Here is a 20,833-nt window from a genome sequence, read left to right as displayed (position 1 = left end):
AGACTATAATATATGTTTAATGAAAAAGATCAACTAGCAGTAGATTCAATCCGTGCATTAAGTATCGATGCTATCGAAGCAGCTAACTCAGGACATCCTGGATTACCAATGGGTGCTGCACCAATGGCATATACTTTATGGACAAAGCATTTAAACTTTAATCCACAATCAAAAAACTATTTTAATAGAGACCGCTTTGTATTATCTGCAGGTCACGGTTCAGCGTTACTATATAGTTTATTACATCTTTCTGGTAGCTTAGAACTTGAAGAAGTAAAAAACTTTAGACAATGGGATTCAAAAACACCTGGACACCCAGAGTTTAATCATACAGATGGTGTAGAAGTTACAACTGGACCTCTTGGACAAGGATTTGCAATGAGTGTTGGTATGGCTATGGCTGAAAAACACTTAGCAGGCAAATTCAACCAAGATAATTATGAAGTTGTTGATCACTACACATATGTTTTAGCTAGTGATGGTGACTTAATGGAGGGTATCTCTCACGAGGCAGCTTCATTAGCAGGTCATTTAAACCTTGATAAATTAATCACTTTATACGACTCTAACGATATTTCATTAGATGGTGATTTAGATAAAGCTTTCTCAGAAAATGTTAAAAATAGATTTGAATCTTACGGTTGGAGTTACATCTTAGTTGAAGACGGTAATGACTTAGAAGCTATTGATAAAGCTATAACTGAGGCTAAATCATTAGAAGGTCCTACGTTAATCGAAGTAAAAACTGTAATCGGTTACGGAGCTCCTAACAAAGCAGGTACAAACGGTGCTCACGGTGCGCCACTTGGTGAAGAAGAACGTGAATTGGCATTGAAAGCATACGGTTTAGATCCATCTAAACGTTTCAACGTACCTCAAGAAGTATATGATATTTTCAGCAATACAATGTTAACTCGTGCAAATGAGCATGAAACAAAATGGAATGAATTAGTTGAAGAGTATGCTAAAGCTAACCCAGAATTAGGTGAAGCATTCAAACAAGCAATTTCTAATGAACTTCCAGAAGACTATGCTAAAGATTTACCTGTATATGAAGCTGGAAACAGTAGTGCTACACGTGCTGATTCAGGTGATATCATTCAAGCATTAAGTAAATCTGTACCAGCATTCTTTGGTGGTTCAGCAGATTTAGCGTCATCTAACAAATCAAACGTTAAGGATGAGCCAGACTTTAATGATGAAACACCAGAAGGACGTAACATTTGGTTTGGTGTTCGTGAATTCGGTATGGCAGCAGCAGTAAATGGTATGGCAGCGCATGGCGGTGTTAAACCTTATGGTGCGACATTCTTCGTATTCAGTGACTACTTAAAACCAGCACTTCGTCTATCAGCTATCATGGGTGTTCCTTCAACATTTGTATTTACGCATGATTCAATTGCTGTTGGGGAAGATGGTCCTACACATGAACCAGTTGAACAATTATCAGGTTTAAGAGCTATTCCAAACTTAAATGTTATTCGTCCAGCAGATGGAAATGAAACAAGAGTTGCTTGGAAAATTGCTTTAGAATCTAAATCAACACCTACAGCATTAGTATTAACGCGTCAAAACTTAACAGCTTTAGATGTTAAAGAAGCTGAAGTAGAAGAAGGCGTTCGTAAAGGTGGATATATTGTTTACCGTTCTGAAATAGAACCTGAATATCTATTATTAGCTTCTGGTTCTGAAGTATCTCTAGCAGTAGATGCAGCTAAAGATATTGAAGCTCAAGGTAAAGGCGTTCAAGTTGTATCATTACCAAACTGGCATGCATTTGATCAACAAGACCCTGAATATAAAGCTACTGTTTTACCTCCAACATTAAGAAAACGTGTTGCAATCGAAATGGCATCATCATTAGGTTGGCACAAATATGTTGGCATAGAAGGTAAAGTAATTAGTATTGATAGATTCGGTGCTAGTGCGCCTGGAGACTTAGTAGTTGAAAAATACGGTTTCACTAAAGAAAACGTATTAAACACAGTATTAAGTTTCTAATTTAAACTGAACAGTCCGAGACATATATAAATGTCTTGGACTGTTTTATTCCTAGTCATCTTTGCCGGGGTGGGCTGTGAAATCTTTTTAGCAAAATGAGATTTCTGTCCCGCTCCCTTTTTAATTTTGAAACATTAAGTTTCATCTTGATAAAATCTTTTTAATTTAGTAAACTTTTAGAGGATACAGAAAGTGGGTGAAATAATGGCAACATGGTTAGCAATACTATTAATCATCGTGGCATTAATCGGTGGGATTGCTCTAGGATTCTTCCTTGCGCGTAAATATATGATGGATTACTTGAAAAAGAATCCACCTATCAATGAGGAAATGTTACGAATGATGATGATGCAAATGGGTCAAAAACCATCTCAAAAGAAAATAAACCAAATGATGACAATGATGAACAAAAACATGGATCAAAAAATCAAGTAGTTTATATACATTGATGTTAAAGGGATTGCGACACTTCTTGAAAGTGATGTGGTCCCTTTTTATTTGTTAAACTTAGTATAATTAAACCTTAGTTTTAATAACTTTTCACTTATTGTTCAAAATAAATCGTTTTAATGACGCATAAATTTGATAAAATGGAAATAATAGTGAGGGGGGATATAATGGAATTAACAGTTTTTGTTGCTTTTGGTGCAGGTATATTAAGTTTTGTTTCTCCTTGCGTTCTACCTATATATCCTGCTTTTGTGTCATACATTACAGGTATGAGTTACGATGATTTAAAAAATAAAGGGCTAAGTCGTAATGCAATATTACATACTATTATCTTTTTGTTAGGGTTTAGTTTAATCTATATGATTTTAGGTATGGGCATAGGATACATATCTGGCTTGTTTATAAATTATCAAACATTAATAAGACAAGTAGGAGCAATCATCATTATTGTGTTTGGATTAATCATTTTAGGTGTATTCCAACCACAATTTTTAATGAAAGATAGAAAAATTAATTTTAAAGCAAAGCCTTCAGGTTTTATTGGTACGTTTTTAATTGGTATGGCTTTTGCAGCTGGGTGGACGCCGTGTAACGGGCCGATTATAGCTGCGATTGGAACGTTAGCAGCAACAAATTCATCCCAAGCGATGTTATATATGCTACTGTATGTACTTGGATTTAGCATTCCATTTTTCGTATTAACTTTCTTTATAACAAAATTACAAATAATTAGGAAGTACAATGTTGCTATCATGAAGTTTGGTGGTATAATTATGATAATTATGGGAATTTTATTGTTCTTTGATTTATTAACTGACATAACAATATTTTTCCAATCTTTGGGTTTGGAATAAACACAAATGATATTTAGAACTTAAAGGGGTTTTAATCATGTATTTGCTTTTTTCAGTATTTATAGCAGCTTTAATGAGCTTAGCCGTTATAGTTGTAAGAATGAAAGCACAAAATTATCCAACAAATACTAGAAAGATTATATTACCACCATTTTTTATGGCTACTGGAGCACTTATGTACGTAGTGCCTTATTTCAGACTAACAGGTGCTGAAATAATTGAATCGATCATTGTAGGTCTTTTCTTCTCATTATTTCTCATATTCACGTCCAACTTTGAAATTAAACGTTCTGAAATATATATGAAACGTTCAAAATTATTTCCAGTAATTCTTATTTCTTTATTGATTATAAGAACTGTAGGTAAGTTTGTATTGAGTGATTCAATCGATCCGGGCCAATTAGCTGGTATGTTTTTCTTATTGGCATTTAGTATGATTGTTCCTTGGAGAATATCTATGTACTTTAAATATAAGAAATTACGTAATCAAATAAGTGTTGTAAAATAAAAACAACGCACTACTCATTTATTGAGTGTGCGTTGTTTTTGCATTTGAAATTTCTTCTGCATGATCAAATATAGAAAACTTGTTTTTTTCATCGTCTGCTAATTCGAACAATGGCAAATATGGTGTATAATCGATATTAAGTTCTGTTAGCTTTTTCTTCATAAATTTGTGATCTTTTTTAGGTGTAGCAACGATATATCCCCTCATGATATGATCGAGTTCAATCGAAGTAGCATGTTCTTCTAGCGCGATTTTAGATACACGTCCACCAATTTTCTCTTTAGCAACGTCTCTAAAAAGATCTGGTACTGGAGACACTAATTCGTTTAATAATGATCTTGCTTCATCATTCCATAAAGGCAAGGCTTTGTGAATATAGTAATCTTGCCAATCGAGTTCACTCATGCCATCATCTTTAGGCATGCGCTTTAAGAATTTTCGAAACATAAAGAATCCGCCAATAGCAAGTAACGAAATAAAAACTATGCACCATAAGACAATAAAGAATATAAATACGTTACTCAATGAAATCACTCCTTATGACTAGTATAAATGAAGCAAATAAACCTGTCTAACAAATATTTTGAAAGGTGATAGAATATGAAAATTTTACATACAGCTGATTGGCATATAGGAAAAACTATAAACGGCCAGTCATTATTAGAAGACCAAAAATATGTATTAGAACAATTATACGAAGCAGTAAAAGAACATAAACCGGATGTTGTAATCATAAGTGGGGATTTATATGATTTACATTATCCAAGTAAAGATGCAATGGTCGTGTTGGAAGATGCGTTATCTAAGATTAATTTAGAATTAAATACGCCAATAATCGCTATAAGTGGTAACCATGATGGGAAAGAAAGATTGAATTACGGTGAAAAATGGTTTGCTAAGTCAGGATTAAAGATTATGACAGATTATCATGACATGTTTAAACCAGTAGAAATGAATGATATCCATATATACGTTATGCCGTATTTCACGCCTGCTGATATAAGGCAAGCATTTGGCAATAAAGACATACATACACACCAAGAAGCTACTGATTATATCGTTAAACATATGGAAGAAGTGATGGATAACAGTAAAACGAATATACTCGTAGGACATTTATTCGTAGCTGGAGGAGAATCAAGTGATTCTGAAAGACCACTATCAATAGGGACGATTGAAACAGTTAGCGCTCAAACTTTTAAGTCTTTTGATACTGTTATGCTAGGACATTTGCATCATCCATTTGCGATTCAATCAGATTATATATTTTATTCAGGCTCGTTAATGCAATATTCATTCTCTGAACAGAACCAAGCTAAAGGCTATAGGTTGTTTGAATATAGCGAGAGTAGTTTTGAGCAAAACTTTATACCACTAACACCTAGACGTTCTTTTCATGTTGTTCAAGCGTCTTATGAAGATGTTATACATGAAAATATTACAATTCAAAATCAGGAAGACTATTTTCATTTTAAATTGACGAATATGGATTATGTAACGGATCCACTTATGAAGATACGTGCTATATATCCAAATACATTACAAATATCTAGACAAGATTATGAAGTGAAAGAAGATGAAATTCAATTAGATGTTCATGCTTTAAGTGATATAGAAATCATAAAGTCATTTTATAGTCATGTAACAGATGAGGAGTTATCTGGTATTAAAGAAGAAAAGGTTGTTCAATTACTTGAAAAAGCAATCAATAAAGGAGTTGATGAATAATGAGACCCCTTACTTTAAACATGCAATACTTTGGACCGTTTATTAATGAAACGATAGAGTTTAACCATTTATCAAAATCTCAACTCTTTTTAATAAGTGGTAAAACAGGTTCTGGGAAAACGATGATATTTGATGCTATGGTATATGCTTTGTATGGAGAAACATCGACCCAATCAAGAGATAAAGTGGATTTAAGAAGTCACTTTGCAGATCCTAAATTACCGAGTAAAGTGCAATTTGAATTTAAAATTAAAAATGAATCATATTTAGTGGTTAGAACAATTAAATATATAAAAGAAGGAAATAAGAATCCAACAAATTCGACTGTGGAAGTGTATAAAGAAGTAGACGGCGAATGGTCTTTACAGACGAGTACGATAAATGAAAGTAATCAATATTTGAATGATATATTGCATATGAACGTTAAACAATTTAGACAAATTTTAATATTACCTCAAGGGGAGTTTAAGCAATTTTTAATTTCAAATAGTACAGAGAAGAGAAGTATCTTAAGAACATTATTTGATAGTGATCGTTTCGAAGCATTGCAAGAACAATTAGGAGAAGAGATGAAGAAAGAAATTGCTTTAATAGAAAGTCATTATCAGCAAATTTCTCAATGCTTATCAGATTTACATGACTTCGATCACGAAACATTAAAAGAACTAAAAGATATAGAAGGCCATCGCTATAAGAAAGTGGAAAATGCATTAGTACAGTATGAAGAAATAGGTAAAGAAAAATTAGATTATCAGTTGAAAGAATTAAAAGAACAAGAAACAATCGTTAAAAATTTAGAAAAGAAATATGAAAATAAGAAGGTCATTAAACAAAACTTTGATACATTACAAGAAAAACAACATGAGTTAAATATGCTTAACGAACAAGTTGAACATATTAATAACTTAAGAGAACAATTAAGGTATTTAAAAACAGTACAAAATATTACGCATCAGTATAATCAATTAAAAGAGAAACAAACTAACAAGAAAGAAACTGAGAAGCAACACGAAGAATTAAAAACAGAAAAGCAAGAAGTTCACAGTCAATTTGAATTTTATAACAACAAGTTAAGTGAAAAGCTCGAAAGCCAAGAGGACATTAATAAGAAAAGAGCATTTATTAATAAGACAAATCATATCTATACAAGCATAGAACAGTATTATGATAGTAAAGAACATTTACCTGAAGCGAAAAAACAACTAGAGAAGTTAAAAGAAGAGATAACTCAGAAGACAAATTCGATTACAACATTGCAAGAATCTTTAAAAAATATAGATGCAGATGATGAAGCAGAACAAAATAAATTAAAACAGCAAGAATCTTTAAAACTTGAATTACAGCAATTAGAAAATACACAAAATCAATTTCAAGAAAAGGAAACACTTATTTCAACTCAGAAAGAGATTGAATCAAAACTAGTTGAGTTAGAACAACAACAAAAGAATATTGAACAAAGCATGAAAGAGTCAGATGCATTTGAAGTATTAACAGTAGAAGATGAAATACTGAAAATTCAAAAGCATGTGCATGAAGGTGATGCTTGTCCTATATGTGGTTCCAACATAGAGAACTTAAACGGTGATATAGATTTTGATTCATTAAGAAAAGAAAAAGAAGAACAGCATGAAATTAAACTAATGCATAAAAAAATTTCTAATGATATTGTCGTATATAAGGAAAGACAAAACAATACAGAATCACAGCTTAAGAAATTAAATGATATTGAATCAGTTTCGGATAAAATACAATCTGTAAACGATGATTTAGAAAAAATACAAAAAGAAATTGCGGACTTGAGAGATAGTAGACAACGTAGCCAAAAAATGAAACAAGAAATGCACGATTTAGAAAAAGGCTTATCTCAAGATGAAATAAATAGTAATAGTATTCAAAATGAAATCAAGAATTATGAACATAACATGGATTATTTTAATAAAGAAACTCAATTTGAATTTATAGAAGACTTTAGTAAACAATTTAAATCGTTTGAAAATGAAATTAAAAGTTATGATCAAGAATTAGAAACATTACAGTCTCGAGTAAATGAATATAAAGAGAAGTTGTACCAAATAGAGAACAAACTAAGTTCTATTAGCGAAAGAAGGCAAATGCTTGAAGAACAAGTAGCATCTATTAAGTCATATTTAGAAAGTGAAATGGATAAGCAACAAATAGAGTCATACGAACAATTAGATAAACTTATATTAAGTGTGAATAAAATTGATGAGTATGAAGTTGAAGTAACAGAATTTGATAAGAAATATATTAAGTTAGAAGCGGATGTAAAAGAATTAACTGAAAAAGTTAAAGATTGTGATGTACCAAATTTAGAAGACATCATTTCTCAATTAAATGCTGCTAAAGAATTAGAAGCAGAAATGACGAAATTAAACACACAATTACAATTAAAAGTTGATCAAAATAAAGATAAACGAGACGCTATTCAAAAGATAATAGCCAAAATAGAACGAGATTTACAAGAACAAGAAGAAATGATTGAACTATCTAGAGTGATGAACGGTAAGAATAGTGAGAAATTGTCATTAGAAAACTACGTACTCATTTACTATTTAAACCATATATTAGATAGCGCAAATCAACAATTTGTTAAAATGACAAACAATCGTTATCAACTTGTACGTAAAAAAGAAAAGTCTATGGGGTTAAGCGGATTAGAAATAGAAGTGTTCGATAGATTTTCTAATAGAACGAGACATATAACGTCGTTATCAGGTGGAGAAACGTTCCAAGCGTCACTATCTTTAGCAATAGGATTATCTAATATAGTGCAGCAAGAAGCGGGTGCTGTGCACTTAGAATCAATGTTTATAGATGAAGGATTTGGAACGTTAGATGCAGAAACATTAGAAACAGCGCTGGATACACTCGTAAATATACAAATGTCTGGAAGGTTAGTCGGTATCATTTCCCACGTTTCAGAATTAAAAACTAGAATCCCGACCATTTTAAATGTAAATAAAAATGGATTTTTAAGCACAACCTCTTTTACGGTTAACTAAAAGACACAGCAAAGACATAAATTAATGAAAATATGTGTTTAAGTTGTAAATTTAATTTGATATATTTTAATTAATAGCAAATTTTGGGAGTGTTTAGATGAAAAAGGGAATATTTATTGGCTTACTCGCTACCATAATTTTGATAGTTAGTGCTTGTAGTAACAATGCAATAGAACCCGAGAGTCAGTATGGCAACAAATTGCAATCTTTTAACGTCACTGATCAAAATGGCGATAAATTTTCACAAAAAGATATGAAAGGTAAAGTATACATAGCCGATTTTATATTTACTGATTGTGAAACAGTTTGTCCACCAATGACATATAATATGAGTACAGTAATTGACCAATTAGAAAAAGATGGTGTGAAAGATTATGGCGTAATCAGTTTTAGTGTAGACCCTGATAACGATACACCTAAAAAATTAAAAGATTATATTAAACAATATAATGTACCTGATGGAAAATGGACGCTAGTAACGAATTATGACTTTAAATTTATTAAGCAATATGCAGAAGATAATTTTAAATCAATTGTAGCGCCGCCACCAAAAGGTAGTAACCAAGTAACACACGGTACAAGTTTCTATTTAGTTGATCAGAATGGAAAAATTATTAAAACATATAGTGGTCAAGATGCTGGGGATAAGAAATTCCCTAAATCAGAAATCGTAGCTGATGTTAAGACATTAGTTGAAGAAGGCCCAATTGAAGATTAAAGTTCATATTTAAATAAACCCCTAAATCGTTAGTAATATTAAGATTTAGGGGTTTTTATTTTTGGAATCTATAAATTGAAGGATAGCGTTATTGACACGTTTTGAGAGAAGTGACAACAAGAGTAGTGTTATTGACACGTTTTGTAAGAAAAGGAAATAAAGAAGAGGCTGAGACACAATAAAAATGGTCTCAGCCTCAAATGGTATATGTAAAACTTACTTTTCACGTAAAGCGTCGCGAATTTCTGTAAGTAATACAGTTTGTTCGTCGATTTCTTCCTCTTCTTCACCTTTTCTCATAACAGTATTTGCAATTTTAATAAAGATGAATAAAGCGAATGCCACGATTATAAAATCAATAATCGATTGAATAAATAAACCGTATTTAATACCCATTAATGACCATTTTTCAGCGAAGTCTACTTCACCAAAAATAAGACCAATTAATGGCATGATTACGTTCTCTACTAAAGATGTAACAATTTTGTTAAAGGCTGCACCAATAACAACGGCGATTGCTAAATCTAAAACATTACCTTGTAAAGCAAAATCTTTAAATTCTTTTAATAATGACATATTAAACACCTCCTCGTCGTCATAATAATACCTTAAACACACAAAAATTGAAATAGTGAATTTGATTTAAAACTTGATATTTGGTAAAGTATTGAAGTTGCTGTTTTGTTAAAATTATTTTTTAAATTTATTAGGTTAAAAATAATTTAAACGGGAATAAACAATTATGAGTTTGTATTTGAAAGGAGTAGTGCGATGTCGAACGTACATAAATATCCAAATGGTAGAAAAATATCAAATGTGTTTACATTTAGTGCAATAGTAGTAGGAATTATCGTAGCACTCGGTGCTATTTTTCCAACTCAATTTGGCGGTATAACTGCTGATATCAGTGCTTGGATATCCAAATACTTTGGTTGGTATTATATGATTATTACTATATTGATGGTATTTTTCTGTGTATTTATTATTTTTAGCCCAATAGGTAAACTGAAATTAGGAAAACCACAAGATAAACCTGAATTTAATACAATTTCATGGTTTGCTATGTTATTTAGTGCTGGTATGGGTATCGGTTTAGTATTCTATGGTGCTGCTGAACCTATGTCACACTTTATCTCACCACCAACAGCTAGTCCGGAAAGTAAAGCTGCAATGACAGAATCAATGAGATCTACATTTTTACATTGGGGCTTTCATGCGTGGGCAATTTACGGAGTAGTAGCATTAGCGTTAGCTTATGCTCAGTTTAGAAAAGGTGAGCCAGGTCTATTATCTAAAACGCTTAGACCTTTATTAGGTGACAAAGTAGATGGGCCAATTGGAACATTTATCGATGTGTTATCAGTATTCGCTACAGTAGTAGGGGTTGCTGTTTCACTAGGTATGGGTGCTCTACAAATCAATGGTGGTTTAGAATACTTATTCGGTGTTCCGAATAATATCGTAGTACAAGGTATTATCATTGTTATTGTAACTGTCTTATTCCTTGCAAGTGCATGGAGTGGACTAAGTAAAGGTATTCAATATTTAAGTAATTTGAACCTTATTTTAGCAAGTATATTACTTATTGTTACTTTAATTATCGGTCCTACTATTTTAATTTTAAATATGTTTACATCATCAACTGGAGCTCTATTTGATAGTTTCTTATTTAATGGTTTCGATATTGCACCATTAAATGAGCAAAAGAGTGCGTGGTTAAATGATTGGACACTTTATTATTGGGGTTGGTGGATGAGTTGGAGTCCATTCGTAGGTATATTCATAGCACGTGTATCTCGTGGACGTTCAATTCGTGAATTTATTTTAGGCGTTATGTTAGTACCAACAATCGTCAGCTTCATTTGGTTCAGTGTATTTGGAGTTACAGGTATTGAAGTTGGTAAGAAAACACCTGAAATATTTAAAATGACAACTGAAACACAATTGTTTGGAGTATTTAATGAATTGCCTATGGGCATGCTTTTATCGCTAGTTTCCTTGGCATTAATTTGTATATTCTTTATTACTTCAGCCGATTCAGCTACATTCGTTTTAGGTATGCAAACAACTTATGGTTCATTAGAGCCAGCTGGTAGAATTAAAATTGTTTGGGGTATAGCACAATCATTAATCGCATTTGTGTTGCTATTCTCTGGTGGTGACACTGGGTTAGGCGCATTGCAATCAGCCGCCATAATATCCGCGTTTCCATTTAGTTTCATCATAATTATGATGATTATAGCGTTTTACAAAGATGCTAACCAAGAACGTAAATACCTTGGTTTATCTATTACACCAAATAAACATCGTATGAAAGAATACGTTGAAAAATCAAAACGTGAATACGAACAAGAGTTAAAAGAACAAAGAAGATTAGAAAGAGAATTAGAAGACTAATCAATTAAAAACGCCTATCAAATTTCACATTAGTGATTATTTGGTAGGTGTTTTTTTATTATAAAAATTATATTATTTCTAAAATAAATTTCGTAAAGAGTTGATAATCATTCTCATTTAATAACTAATTTTTATGTATAAACTATTATGCATAAGTAAAACTTATGGTTGCGTATCAAAAACTTGAATGGTAAATATAATGATTTTTAGGGTGAAAGTGTTGTTTTACCTAAGTTTTGATTATACAATTGTATATGAAGCATTTTGATGTACAAATTAAAGGGGGAACAAAAAATGAGCTCAAGTTTAAAAGAACAAGCTAAAAAGTCTTTTGAATTGAACGGTAAAAATTATACGTTCTACAGCTTAAATACATTAGATGAATTAGGTCTTACTAATGTTGATAATTTACCATATTCTATCCGCGTATTATTAGAATCAGTTTTAAGACAGTATGACGGACATGTTATTAAAGAAGAACACATTATGAATTTAGCTAAATGGGGTAAATCAAATGATGCAGATGCTGAAGTACCATTCAAACCATCACGTGTAATCCTTCAAGATTTCACTGGTGTTCCAGCAGTTGTAGATTTAGCTTCTTTACGTAAAGCAATGGATGATGTAGGTGGAGATGTATCTAAAATTAACCCAGAAGTTCCTGTTGATTTAGTTATTGACCACTCAGTTCAAGTAGATAGTTACGCTTTACCATCTTCTTTAGAAATGAACATGAAATTAGAATTTGAACGTAACATTGAACGTTACCAATTCTTACATTGGGCTACTAAATCGTTCGATAACTATCGTGCTGTACCACCTGCAACAGGTATTGTTCACCAAGTAAACTTGGAGTACTTAGCAAGTGTCGTGCACATTAGAGAAGAAGAAAATGAATTAGTGACTTACCCAGATACTTTAGTTGGTACTGACTCTCATACAACTATGATCAATGGTATAGGTGTTCTAGGTTGGGGTGTTGGTGGTATTGAAGCTGAAGCTGGTATGCTTGGTCAACCATCTTACTTCCCGGTACCTGACGTTATAGGTGTTAAATTAACGAACGAACTTCCACAAGGAACAACTGCAACTGACTTAGCATTACGTGTTACTGAAGAGTTACGTAAAAAAGGCGTTGTAGGTAAATTCGTTGAATTCTTTGGTCCTGGTGTAGAAAAATTACCACTAGCAGATAGAGCTACTATCGCAAACATGGCGCCTGAATATGGTGCGACTTGTGGTTTCTTCCCAGTAGATGAAGAATCTCTAAGCTATTTACGTTTGACTGGCCGTACAGAAGAACAAGTTCAAGTAGTAGAAAAATACTTAAAAGAAAATAATATGTTCTTCAAAGCTGAAAAAGTTGATCCAACATATACTGATGTTGTTGACTTAGACTTAGCTACAGTTGAAGCTTCATTATCAGGACCTAAACGTCCTCAAGACTTAATTAAATTAAGCGATATGAAAAAATCATTCGTAGATTCAGTAACTGCTCCAGCAGGTAACCAAGGTCACGGCTTTGATGAATCTGAATTTGATAAAACTGTAGATATCGAATTAGATGATGGTACGAAGACTACTATGACAACTGGTGATTTAGCTATTGCTGCTATCACTTCTTGTACAAACACTTCAAACCCATACGTAATGTTAGGTGCTGGACTTGTTGCTAAAAAAGCAATCGAAAAAGGGTTAAAAGTTCCTCCATACGTTAAGACATCTCTAGCTCCAGGTTCAAAAGTAGTTACTGGATACTTAAGAGATGCTGGTTTACAAGATTATCTGAACGAATTAGGATTTAACCTAGTTGGTTACGGTTGTACGACTTGTATCGGTAACTCTGGTCCTTTATTACCTGAAATTGAAAAAGCAATTGCAGACGAAGATTTACTTGTTACTTCAGTATTATCTGGTAACCGTAACTTCGAAGGACGTATTCATCCGTTAGTTAAAGCAAACTACTTAGCATCACCACAATTAGTAGTAGCTTATGCTTTAGCAGGTACTGTGAATATCGATTTACAACATGATCCAATCGGTAAAGATAAAGATGGTAAAGATGTTTACTTAGAAGAAATCTGGCCATCAATTGAAGAAGTAAGAGATACTGTACTTTCAGTTGTAACACCTGAATTATTCCGTGAAGAATATAAAACAGTATTTGAATCAAACGAAGTATGGAATCAAATTGAAACAACAGATCAACCATTGTATGATTTCGATCCAGAATCAACATATATCCAAAACCCAACATTCTTCGAAGGTTTATCAACTGTACCAGCTGATATTAAACCTCTAAAAGATTTAAGGGTTATGGCTAAATTTGGTGATTCAGTGACAACTGACCATATTTCTCCAGCAGGTGCAATCGGTAAAGATACACCAGCAGGTAAATACCTTCAAGATCATGGTGTAGCAATTAGAGACTTCAACTCATACGGTTCTCGTCGTGGTAACCACGAAGTAATGATGAGAGGTACATTTGCTAACATTCGTATCAAGAACCAATTAGCTCCAGGTACTGAAGGTGGCTTTACAACATATTGGCCAACAGAAGAAATCATGCCTATATATGATGCTTCAATGAAATATCAAGAGAATGGTATCGGCTTATGTGTGTTAGCAGGAAACGACTACGGTATGGGTTCATCACGTGACTGGGCTGCTAAAGGTACTAACTTACTAGGTGTTAAAACAGTTATCGCTCAAAGCTATGAACGTATTCACCGTTCAAACTTAGTTATGATGGGTGTATTACCATTACAATTTAAAGAAGGCGATTCAGCTGATAGCTTAGGTTTAACTGGTAGAGAATCTATTTCAGTAGACTTACACGAAGGTGTAAAACCTCGTGATATCCTGAAAGTAACAGCTACTGATGAAGACGGTAAAGTCACTGAATTTGAAGCGTTAGCTCGTTTCGACTCAGAAGTAGAAATTGACTACTATAGACACGGTGGTATTCTACAAATGGTATTAAGAAATAAATTAGCTTAAACTCAGAAAAACGAGTCTGAGACATTCATTTATGTCTCAGACTCGTTTTATTTATGTTATGATATTAGGGATAGCGATTTAGAAAGAGGGATTATACAAAATGATTTATAGTGAAACACCAATAGATGTACGTTATGCAGAAACAGACAAAATGGGCGTCGTATATCATGCAAATTACGCAATTTGGTTAGAAGTTGCACGTACAGATTATATTTACAAAGCTGGCTTCAGCTATGCAGATATGGAAGAGGCAGGTATCATCTCACCAGTAGTCGATTTAAATATTAAATATAAAAAATCTATTACATATCCTGAGAGAGTTATCATTAAAACGTGGATATCGCATTATTCACCAATTAGGTCAATTTATTCATACGAGATATTGAATGAAGATGGGGAAATTGTGAGTACAGGTTCAACAACGCATGTTTGTTTGAAAAAAGGTACAAATAGACCAATTAGATTAGATAAAAGCTTCCCAGAATGGCATGAAGCTTACTTAAAAATTAAAGAAGAAACAGAACAAGGTATTGATCGAAAATTATAAAAATAAAAGCAGATAAATCGCCTTAAAGCGACGTTTATCTGCTTGTTTTATAGTTTATTTTGAAGTTTTAGCTTCGTATTTAATTTCTTCGTTATCATTTAAATCGATAAGTAAATCATTATCTTCAAAGTACCATAAATCTTTTTCGTCAATAAAGAATGGAAGGTTATCTTTTTCGTCTTTAAACCCAACTTCAGATGAATTTAAAGGTTCTACAGTGAATGCAGGTGAAAAACCTTGCTTGAGTTGAAATTCACCGCCATAACGCACGAATATTCTTAACGCTTGGTCTTCATTGAATTCTAATTCATTTTTAAACCATTCAACTGCTTTATCTGTAATTTCTAAATTCATAGTGCATTCTCCTTTACATCCATTTGATTTTTGGTTCATTCCCTTTAAATATGCGCACGATATTTGAACGATGTCTTACAAATAATATGATGAATATCGCGATTGAAATAACTAAAAATGGTATATCGCCTATTATAATTGCACCTATAACACAAAACGTCGCTGCAACCATACTAGATAATGATACATATTTAGTTAGGAATAATATAGCAAAGAATATAATTGCAAGTACGATGAGTAATATCGGATGAACACCCAATACTGCACCAGCACTTGTTGCTACTGCTTTACCACCACGGAATTTCAAGAACACTGGGAATACGTGACCGACAACGGCACACATTCCTATGAAAATACTAGGAATATCTAAATTAAACCATATTGGGAAGAAAACTACAATGAATCCCTTGAAAATATCTAAAAACATTACGATAAATCCAGCTTTTTTACCTAATACTCTAAAAGTATTAGTAGCACCTAAATTGCCACTTCCAAAATTTCTGATATCTTTTTTATAAAATAATTTACCTAACACGAGGCCACTTGGGAAACATCCAATCAAGTAGCTAAGTATAATAACAACAAATGTCATTATAAAACACTCCTTTGTTAGCAGGTACTAATAGTTTACCATAACTAGAAATAGGTTACTATTTAAAATATGATTTTACCATAAGATATAAAGTGAAATTGTACTACTATTAGTGATAGGACTTGCATTTTCCGGAGATTTATAACAAAATAACTAATGTATAGTAAAAAAACGAACGTACGTTTGTAGGAGGAGAAATATTGAATAAACAAGCAAAAGTTCAATATGGTGAAGATTCAATTCAAGTACTCGAAGGTCTTGAAGCTGTTAGAAAAAGACCTGGTATGTACATCGGTTCAACAGATGTTCGCGGACTTCACCATTTAGTTTATGAAATTGTAGATAACTCTGTTGACGAAATTTTAAATGGGTATGGTACTGAAATAGAAGTAACAATACATAAAGATAATAGTATTTCTGTTTCTGATAACGGTAGAGGTATGCCAACAGGATTGCACAAAACCGGCAAACCAACACCTGAAGTTATTTTCACAGTTTTACACGCTGGTGGTAAATTTGGCCAAGGAGGCTATAAGACATCAGGTGGATTACATGGTGTAGGTGCATCTGTAGTGAACGCACTTAGTGAATGGTTAGAAGTAACGATTCACAGAGAAGGCCATACGTATAAACAAAGATTTGAAAAAGGCGGTAGACCAGTTACAACATTAGAGAAAAAGGGGAAGACGAGAAAAACTGGAACAACTGTACATTTCAAACCAGATCCAACAATATTTAAAAATTCTACTCATTATAATTTTGAAACATTGTGTGAAAGACTACAAGAATCTGCGTTTCTATTAAAAGCGCTCAAAATTAAAATAAAAGACTTAAGAGGCGAAGAGCCTAATGAAGTTTTTTATCATTATGAAGATGGTATTAAAGAGTTTGTTAAATATTTGAATGAAGGCAAAGATGTGCTACATGATGTTGCAATGTTTACTGGCACTTCTAATCAAATTGAAGTGGATATTAGTTTTCAGTTTAACGATCAGTATTCAGAAACTATTTTAAGTTTTGTGAATAATGTTCGTACTAAAGATGGTGGAACACATGAAACGGCACTAAAAGCTTCTTTTACAAGAGTATTTAATGAATATGCTCGAAAAATTGGAGAATTAAAAGCAAAAGATAAAAACTTAGATGGTAGCGATATTCGTGAAGGTTTAACAGCTATTATTTCAGTGCGTATTCCAGAGGATTTACTACAATTTGAAGGACAAACTAAATCTAAATTAGGTACGACTGAAGCAAGAGCTGCCGTAGATTCAGTAATATCTGATCAATTACCTTTCTATTTAGAAGAGAAAGGACAATTATCTAAGTCATTATTAAAGAAAGCTGTAAAAGCCTCTCAAGCGCGTGAAGCTGCACGTAAAGCTAGAGAAGAAGCGAGAAATGGTAAGAAGAATAAAAGAAAAGAAACATTGCTCTCAGGTAAGCTAACGCCTGCTCAAAGTAAAAATACTGAGAAAAATGAACTATACTTAGTAGAGGGTGACTCTGCAGGTGGTTCAGCTAAATTAGGAAGAGATCGTAAATTCCAAGCGATCCTACCTTTAAGAGGTAAAGTTATTAATACTGAAAAAGCTAAACTTGAAGATATATTTAAAAATGAAGAAATCAATACGATTATTCATACTATTGGTGCCGGCGTAGGTGCTGACTTTAGTTTAGAAGACAGTAATTACAAAAAAGTTATCATCATGACAGATGCCGATACAGATGGTGCTCATATTCAAGTATTACTTTTAACATTCTTCTTTAAATATATGAGACCTTTATTAGAAGCAGGTCGCGTGTATATTGCATTACCACCTTTATATAAAGTAGAAAAAGGTAAAGGTAAAAAGAAACAAGTTGAATATGCATGGACAGATGAAGATTTAGAAGTATTAATGAAAAAGCTCGGTAAAGGTTTCACACTGCAAAGATATAAAGGTTTAGGTGAAATGAATGCTGACCAACTATGGGAAACAACTATGGATCCAGAAACAAGAACATTAATTAGAGTAAGCATAGATGACGAAGTACGTTCACAAAGACGTGTGACAACATTAATGGGTGACAAAGTTGAGCCGCGTAGAGAATGGATTGAAAGACACGTCCAATTTGGTATGCAAGAAGATCAAAGCATACTTGAAAGTGATGATATTCAGCTGCTTGATGATGAAATAGAAACAGAGGGGGAAGTTAATTAATGGTTGAACAAATACAAAACCTTCCTTTAGAAGATGTTATAGGGGATAGATTCGGTCGGTATAGTAAATATATTATCCAAGACCGAGCACTTCCTGATGTACGTGATGGTTTGAAGCCAGTACAACGAAGAATTTTATTTGCAATGTACAAAGATGGTAACACTTATGAGCGAAACTTTAGAAAAAGTGCGAAAACAGTAGGTAACGTAATCGGTAATTACCACCCTCATGGTGACTCATCTGTATATTATGCCATGGTTCGTATGAGCCAAGATTGGAAACTAAGACATGTGTTGATTGAAATGCATGGTAACAATGGTAGTATCGATAATGATCCTCCAGCAGCAATGCGTTATACAGAGGCTAAACTTAGTAAATTAGCAGAAATACTGCTTCAAGATATAGATAAAGAAACAGTAGAACATGTTCAAAACTTTGATGATACAGCAATGGAGCCTATGGTTTTACCAGCGAGATATCCGAATTTATTAGTAAATGGTTCTACTGGTATTTCTGCGGGTTATGCGACTGATATTCCACCACATAATTTAGGTGAAGTTATTGATGCGACACTAAAGTTAATAGATAAACCTACTACAACAATAGATGAACTTATTAAGTTTATTAAAGGACCTGATTTCCCTACCGGTGGTATTATTCAAGGTTTAGATGGTATTAAAAAGGCTTACAAAACTGGTAAAGGTAAAATAGTTGTAAGAAGTAAAGTAGAAATAGAACAAATACGTGGCGGAAGAGAACAAATTATCGTTTCAGAAGTTCCTTTTGAAGTGAACAAAGGTAGTTTAGTTAAAAAAATTGATGAACTACGAGCTGACAAAAAAATAGAAGGCATCGTTGAAGTTCGTGATGAAACTGATAGAGAAGGTTTAAGAATAGCAATTGAGCTTAAAAAAGATATAAATAGTGAAGGCGTTCTAAATTATTTATATAAAAATACTGATCTACAAGTTTTATATCATTTCAATATGGTTGCAATTAATAAGAGAAGACCAGAGTTATTAGGACTTAAAGAGATTTTAGAGAGCTATATTGAACATCAAAAAGAAGTTGTTACTAAACGTTCTCAATATGAACTCTCTCAAGCTGAAAAGCGTATGCATATCGTTGAAGGTTTGATAAAAGCTTTATCCATACTTGATGAGGTAATAGAAACGATTAGAGCTTCTAACAATAAACGTGATGCTAAAGAAAACTTAATTGCAAAATATAAATTTACTGAAGAACAAGCAGAAGCAATCGTAATGCTACAATTATATCGTTTAACAAATACAGATATTGTATCTCTAGAAGAAGAATTCGATGAATTAAAGAAAACAATAGAGCGTCTGAAAGATATTTTAAATAATGAAAGTTCATTGTTAAAAGTGATTAAATCAGAATTAAGATCTGTGAAAAAAGAATTTAGTGATGAAAGAAAAACAGACATAGAAGAAAAAATCTCTGAAATTAAAATTGAAAAAGAAATTCTTGTACCTAGTGAAGAAACGATTGTTTCTATGACACGCGATGGATATGTTAAAAGAACTTCAAATAGAAGCTATCAAGCAAGTGGTGTTGAAGAAGTTGGCTTAAAAGATGGAGATTATTTGTTAAAACATCAAAAAGTAAACACACAAGATACGCTAATTGCTTTTACTTCGAAAGGTCATTATTTATTCATTCCTGTACATGAAATAGCCGATTTAAAGTGGAAAGAATTAGGTAAACATGTTTCACAGATGATTCCTATCGGTGACGACGAAAGAATTATAGATATATTCTTTGAAACTGATTTTAAACCAGAATCTAATTATATTATTGCTACAAAAAACGGCATGATTAAGAAATCGACAAATGATAAATTTAAAGCATCTAGAATTACAAGACCGTTAGTTGCAATGAAACTAAAAGATGATGATGAAGTTATTTCAGTATTGAAAATAACAGAAGATGAACTTTTAACAGTGATAACTGAAAAAGGTATGAGCTTAACATATGATACAGATGAACTATCAGACATAGGATTAAAAGCTGCTGGTGTTAAATCCATTAACTTAAAAGATAATGATAATGTGGTCATGACAGAAACTTTACCAAGTAACAAATCAGTATTCATTGTCACAGATCGTGGTTCAGTAAAACATATGAAAGCAGACCAATTTGTTCCCGCGAAAAGATCTCAACGTGGTTTAATGATATTAAAAGAATTAAAATCAAAATCACATAAAATTATAAAAGCTTTAACTCTTTCTGAAAATGAAACTTGTATAATTTTATCTGAAAAAGACGTCATTAAAGTAGACACTAAAGACTTTAATTACAGCGAAAGATATACAAATGGTAGATTTATTGTTGATGAAAGTGAGTTTGGTCAAGTCATAGATGCATACTTCGATGAAAAAGCACTTGAATAAAAAAATATAGTCATATACTAATTGTCATGGTAAAATCATGATAATG

Annotated in this window: 16 protein-coding genes; 12 read left to right on the top strand and 4 right to left on the bottom strand. The window is 32.6% G+C overall.

The genetic code is table 11. The features are described from left to right. Positions 1–12 precede the first annotated feature (12 nt). The 4 genes from tkt (at position 13) to LQ615_RS03520 (ending at position 3,813) form a co-directional block, all read left to right on the top strand. Entirely contained in the window at positions 13–2,001 is a 1,989-nt protein-coding gene (gene tkt / locus LQ615_RS03535) for a transketolase (RefSeq protein WP_064204992.1), read from the top strand. Positions 2,002–2,205: 204 nt separating this feature from the next. After that, positions 2,206–2,436 (top strand): YneF family protein, encoded by a 231-nt coding sequence (locus LQ615_RS03530; RefSeq protein WP_016999596.1) that lies wholly within the window; start codon positions 2,206–2,208, stop codon positions 2,434–2,436. A 182-nt stretch (positions 2,437–2,618) separates the two neighbouring features. Further along, positions 2,619–3,305, top strand: a complete 687-nt coding sequence (locus tag LQ615_RS03525) for a cytochrome c biogenesis CcdA family protein (protein ID WP_016999595.1) — start codon at positions 2,619–2,621, stop codon at positions 3,303–3,305. 34 nt (positions 3,306–3,339) lie between these two features. Next, entirely contained in the window at positions 3,340–3,813 is a 474-nt protein-coding gene (locus tag LQ615_RS03520; protein ID WP_026023651.1) for a CcdC family protein, read from the top strand. Positions 3,814–3,831: 18 nt separating this feature from the next. Here the strand turns inward: LQ615_RS03520 and LQ615_RS03515 are convergent, their stop codons facing one another. After that, positions 3,832–4,344: a DUF2621 family protein gene (locus LQ615_RS03515; RefSeq protein WP_272942373.1), complete on the bottom strand. Its 513-nt coding sequence runs from the start codon at positions 4,342–4,344 to the stop codon at positions 3,832–3,834. 69 nt (positions 4,345–4,413) lie between these two features. Between LQ615_RS03515 and sbcD the strand changes: the two genes are divergently transcribed. The 3 genes from sbcD (at position 4,414) to LQ615_RS03500 (ending at position 9,282) form a co-directional block, all read left to right on the top strand. Further along, positions 4,414–5,541: an exonuclease subunit SbcD gene (gene sbcD / locus LQ615_RS03510; RefSeq protein WP_239703999.1), complete on the top strand. Its 1,128-nt coding sequence runs from the start codon at positions 4,414–4,416 to the stop codon at positions 5,539–5,541. Continuing rightward, entirely contained in the window at positions 5,541–8,564 is a 3,024-nt protein-coding gene (gene sbcC, locus LQ615_RS03505; protein ID WP_239704000.1) for an exonuclease subunit SbcC, read from the top strand. The genes sbcD and sbcC overlap by 1 nt, the downstream gene beginning before the upstream one ends. Before the next feature lie 97 nt (positions 8,565–8,661). Further along, positions 8,662–9,282, top strand: coding sequence for an SCO family protein (locus LQ615_RS03500; protein ID WP_016999590.1), 621 nt, complete (start codon positions 8,662–8,664; stop codon positions 9,280–9,282). A 216-nt stretch (positions 9,283–9,498) separates the two neighbouring features. On the opposite strand, the gene mscL is transcribed toward LQ615_RS03500, so the two are convergent. After that, the gene (gene mscL, locus LQ615_RS03495) at positions 9,499–9,858 is read right to left on the bottom strand and encodes a large conductance mechanosensitive channel protein MscL (RefSeq protein ID WP_016999589.1); all 360 of its coding nucleotides are present in this window, start codon (positions 9,856–9,858) and stop codon (positions 9,499–9,501) included. 195 nt (positions 9,859–10,053) lie between these two features. Between mscL and LQ615_RS03490 the strand changes: the two genes are divergently transcribed. The 3 genes from LQ615_RS03490 (at position 10,054) to menI (ending at position 15,226) form a co-directional block, all read left to right on the top strand. Continuing rightward, complete coding sequence (locus LQ615_RS03490) at positions 10,054–11,679, top strand: BCCT family transporter (RefSeq protein ID WP_016999588.1); 1,626 nt, start codon at positions 10,054–10,056, stop codon at positions 11,677–11,679. Between the two features lie 294 nt (positions 11,680–11,973). Then, entirely contained in the window at positions 11,974–14,679 is a 2,706-nt protein-coding gene (gene acnA, locus LQ615_RS03485) for an aconitate hydratase AcnA (RefSeq protein ID WP_016999587.1), read from the top strand. Positions 14,680–14,779: 100 nt separating this feature from the next. Further along, entirely contained in the window at positions 14,780–15,226 is a 447-nt protein-coding gene (gene menI, locus LQ615_RS03480; RefSeq protein ID WP_016999586.1) for a 1,4-dihydroxy-2-naphthoyl-CoA hydrolase MenI, read from the top strand. 54 nt (positions 15,227–15,280) lie between these two features. Here the strand turns inward: menI and LQ615_RS03475 are convergent, their stop codons facing one another. Both LQ615_RS03475 and plsY read right to left on the bottom strand, forming a co-directional pair. Beyond that, complete coding sequence (locus LQ615_RS03475) at positions 15,281–15,580, bottom strand: HesB/YadR/YfhF family protein (RefSeq protein WP_016999585.1); 300 nt, start codon at positions 15,578–15,580, stop codon at positions 15,281–15,283. 13 nt (positions 15,581–15,593) lie between these two features. Further along, positions 15,594–16,172 carry a glycerol-3-phosphate 1-O-acyltransferase PlsY gene (gene plsY, locus LQ615_RS03470; protein WP_016999584.1) on the bottom strand — a complete coding sequence of 193 codons (579 nt, stop codon included), beginning with the start codon at positions 16,170–16,172 and terminating at the stop codon, positions 15,594–15,596. Between the two features lie 200 nt (positions 16,173–16,372). On the opposite strand from plsY, the gene parE reads away from it, so the two are divergent. After that, positions 16,373–18,373 carry a DNA topoisomerase IV subunit B gene (gene parE / locus LQ615_RS03465; protein WP_064204987.1) on the top strand — a complete coding sequence of 667 codons (2,001 nt, stop codon included), beginning with the start codon at positions 16,373–16,375 and terminating at the stop codon, positions 18,371–18,373. Then, the gene (gene parC, locus LQ615_RS03460; RefSeq protein ID WP_239704001.1) at positions 18,373–20,787 is read left to right on the top strand and encodes a DNA topoisomerase IV subunit A; all 2,415 of its coding nucleotides are present in this window, start codon (positions 18,373–18,375) and stop codon (positions 20,785–20,787) included. Before parE ends, parC begins: the two co-directional genes overlap by 1 nt. Positions 20,788–20,833: the final 46 nt, after the last annotated feature.

It is taken from the genome of Mammaliicoccus sp. C-M13 (assembly GCF_022386845.1).
Classification (GTDB): domain Bacteria; phylum Bacillota; class Bacilli; order Staphylococcales; family Staphylococcaceae; genus Mammaliicoccus; species Mammaliicoccus lentus.
The sequence above is the reverse complement of the archived record's forward strand: the minus strand, read 5'-3'. Positions and strand labels throughout refer to the sequence as shown.

Bases quoted from the DNA above. Each gene is read 5' to 3' on its own strand.
- sbcC (WP_239704000.1), top strand. From the start codon at position 5,541: ATGAGACCCCTTACTTTAAACATGCAATACTTTGGACCGTTTATTAAT.
- sbcD (WP_239703999.1), top strand. From the start codon at position 4,414: ATGAAAATTTTACATACAGCTGATTGGCATATAGGAAAAACTATAAAC.
- parC (WP_239704001.1), top strand. From the start codon at position 18,373: ATGGTTGAACAAATACAAAACCTTCCTTTAGAAGATGTTATAGGGGAT.
- mscL (WP_016999589.1), bottom strand. From the start codon at position 9,858: ATGTCATTATTAAAAGAATTTAAAGATTTTGCTTTACAAGGTAATGTT.
- plsY (WP_016999584.1), bottom strand. From the start codon at position 16,172: ATGACATTTGTTGTTATTATACTTAGCTACTTGATTGGATGTTTCCCA.
- LQ615_RS03475 (WP_016999585.1), bottom strand. From the start codon at position 15,580: ATGAATTTAGAAATTACAGATAAAGCAGTTGAATGGTTTAAAAATGAA.
- LQ615_RS03500 (WP_016999590.1), top strand. From the start codon at position 8,662: ATGAAAAAGGGAATATTTATTGGCTTACTCGCTACCATAATTTTGATA.
- menI (WP_016999586.1), top strand. From the start codon at position 14,780: ATGATTTATAGTGAAACACCAATAGATGTACGTTATGCAGAAACAGAC.
- LQ615_RS03490 (WP_016999588.1), top strand. From the start codon at position 10,054: ATGTCGAACGTACATAAATATCCAAATGGTAGAAAAATATCAAATGTG.
- LQ615_RS03525 (WP_016999595.1), top strand. From the start codon at position 2,619: ATGGAATTAACAGTTTTTGTTGCTTTTGGTGCAGGTATATTAAGTTTT.
- LQ615_RS03530 (WP_016999596.1), top strand. From the start codon at position 2,206: ATGGCAACATGGTTAGCAATACTATTAATCATCGTGGCATTAATCGGT.
- acnA (WP_016999587.1), top strand. From the start codon at position 11,974: ATGAGCTCAAGTTTAAAAGAACAAGCTAAAAAGTCTTTTGAATTGAAC.
- tkt (WP_064204992.1), top strand. From the start codon at position 13: ATGTTTAATGAAAAAGATCAACTAGCAGTAGATTCAATCCGTGCATTA.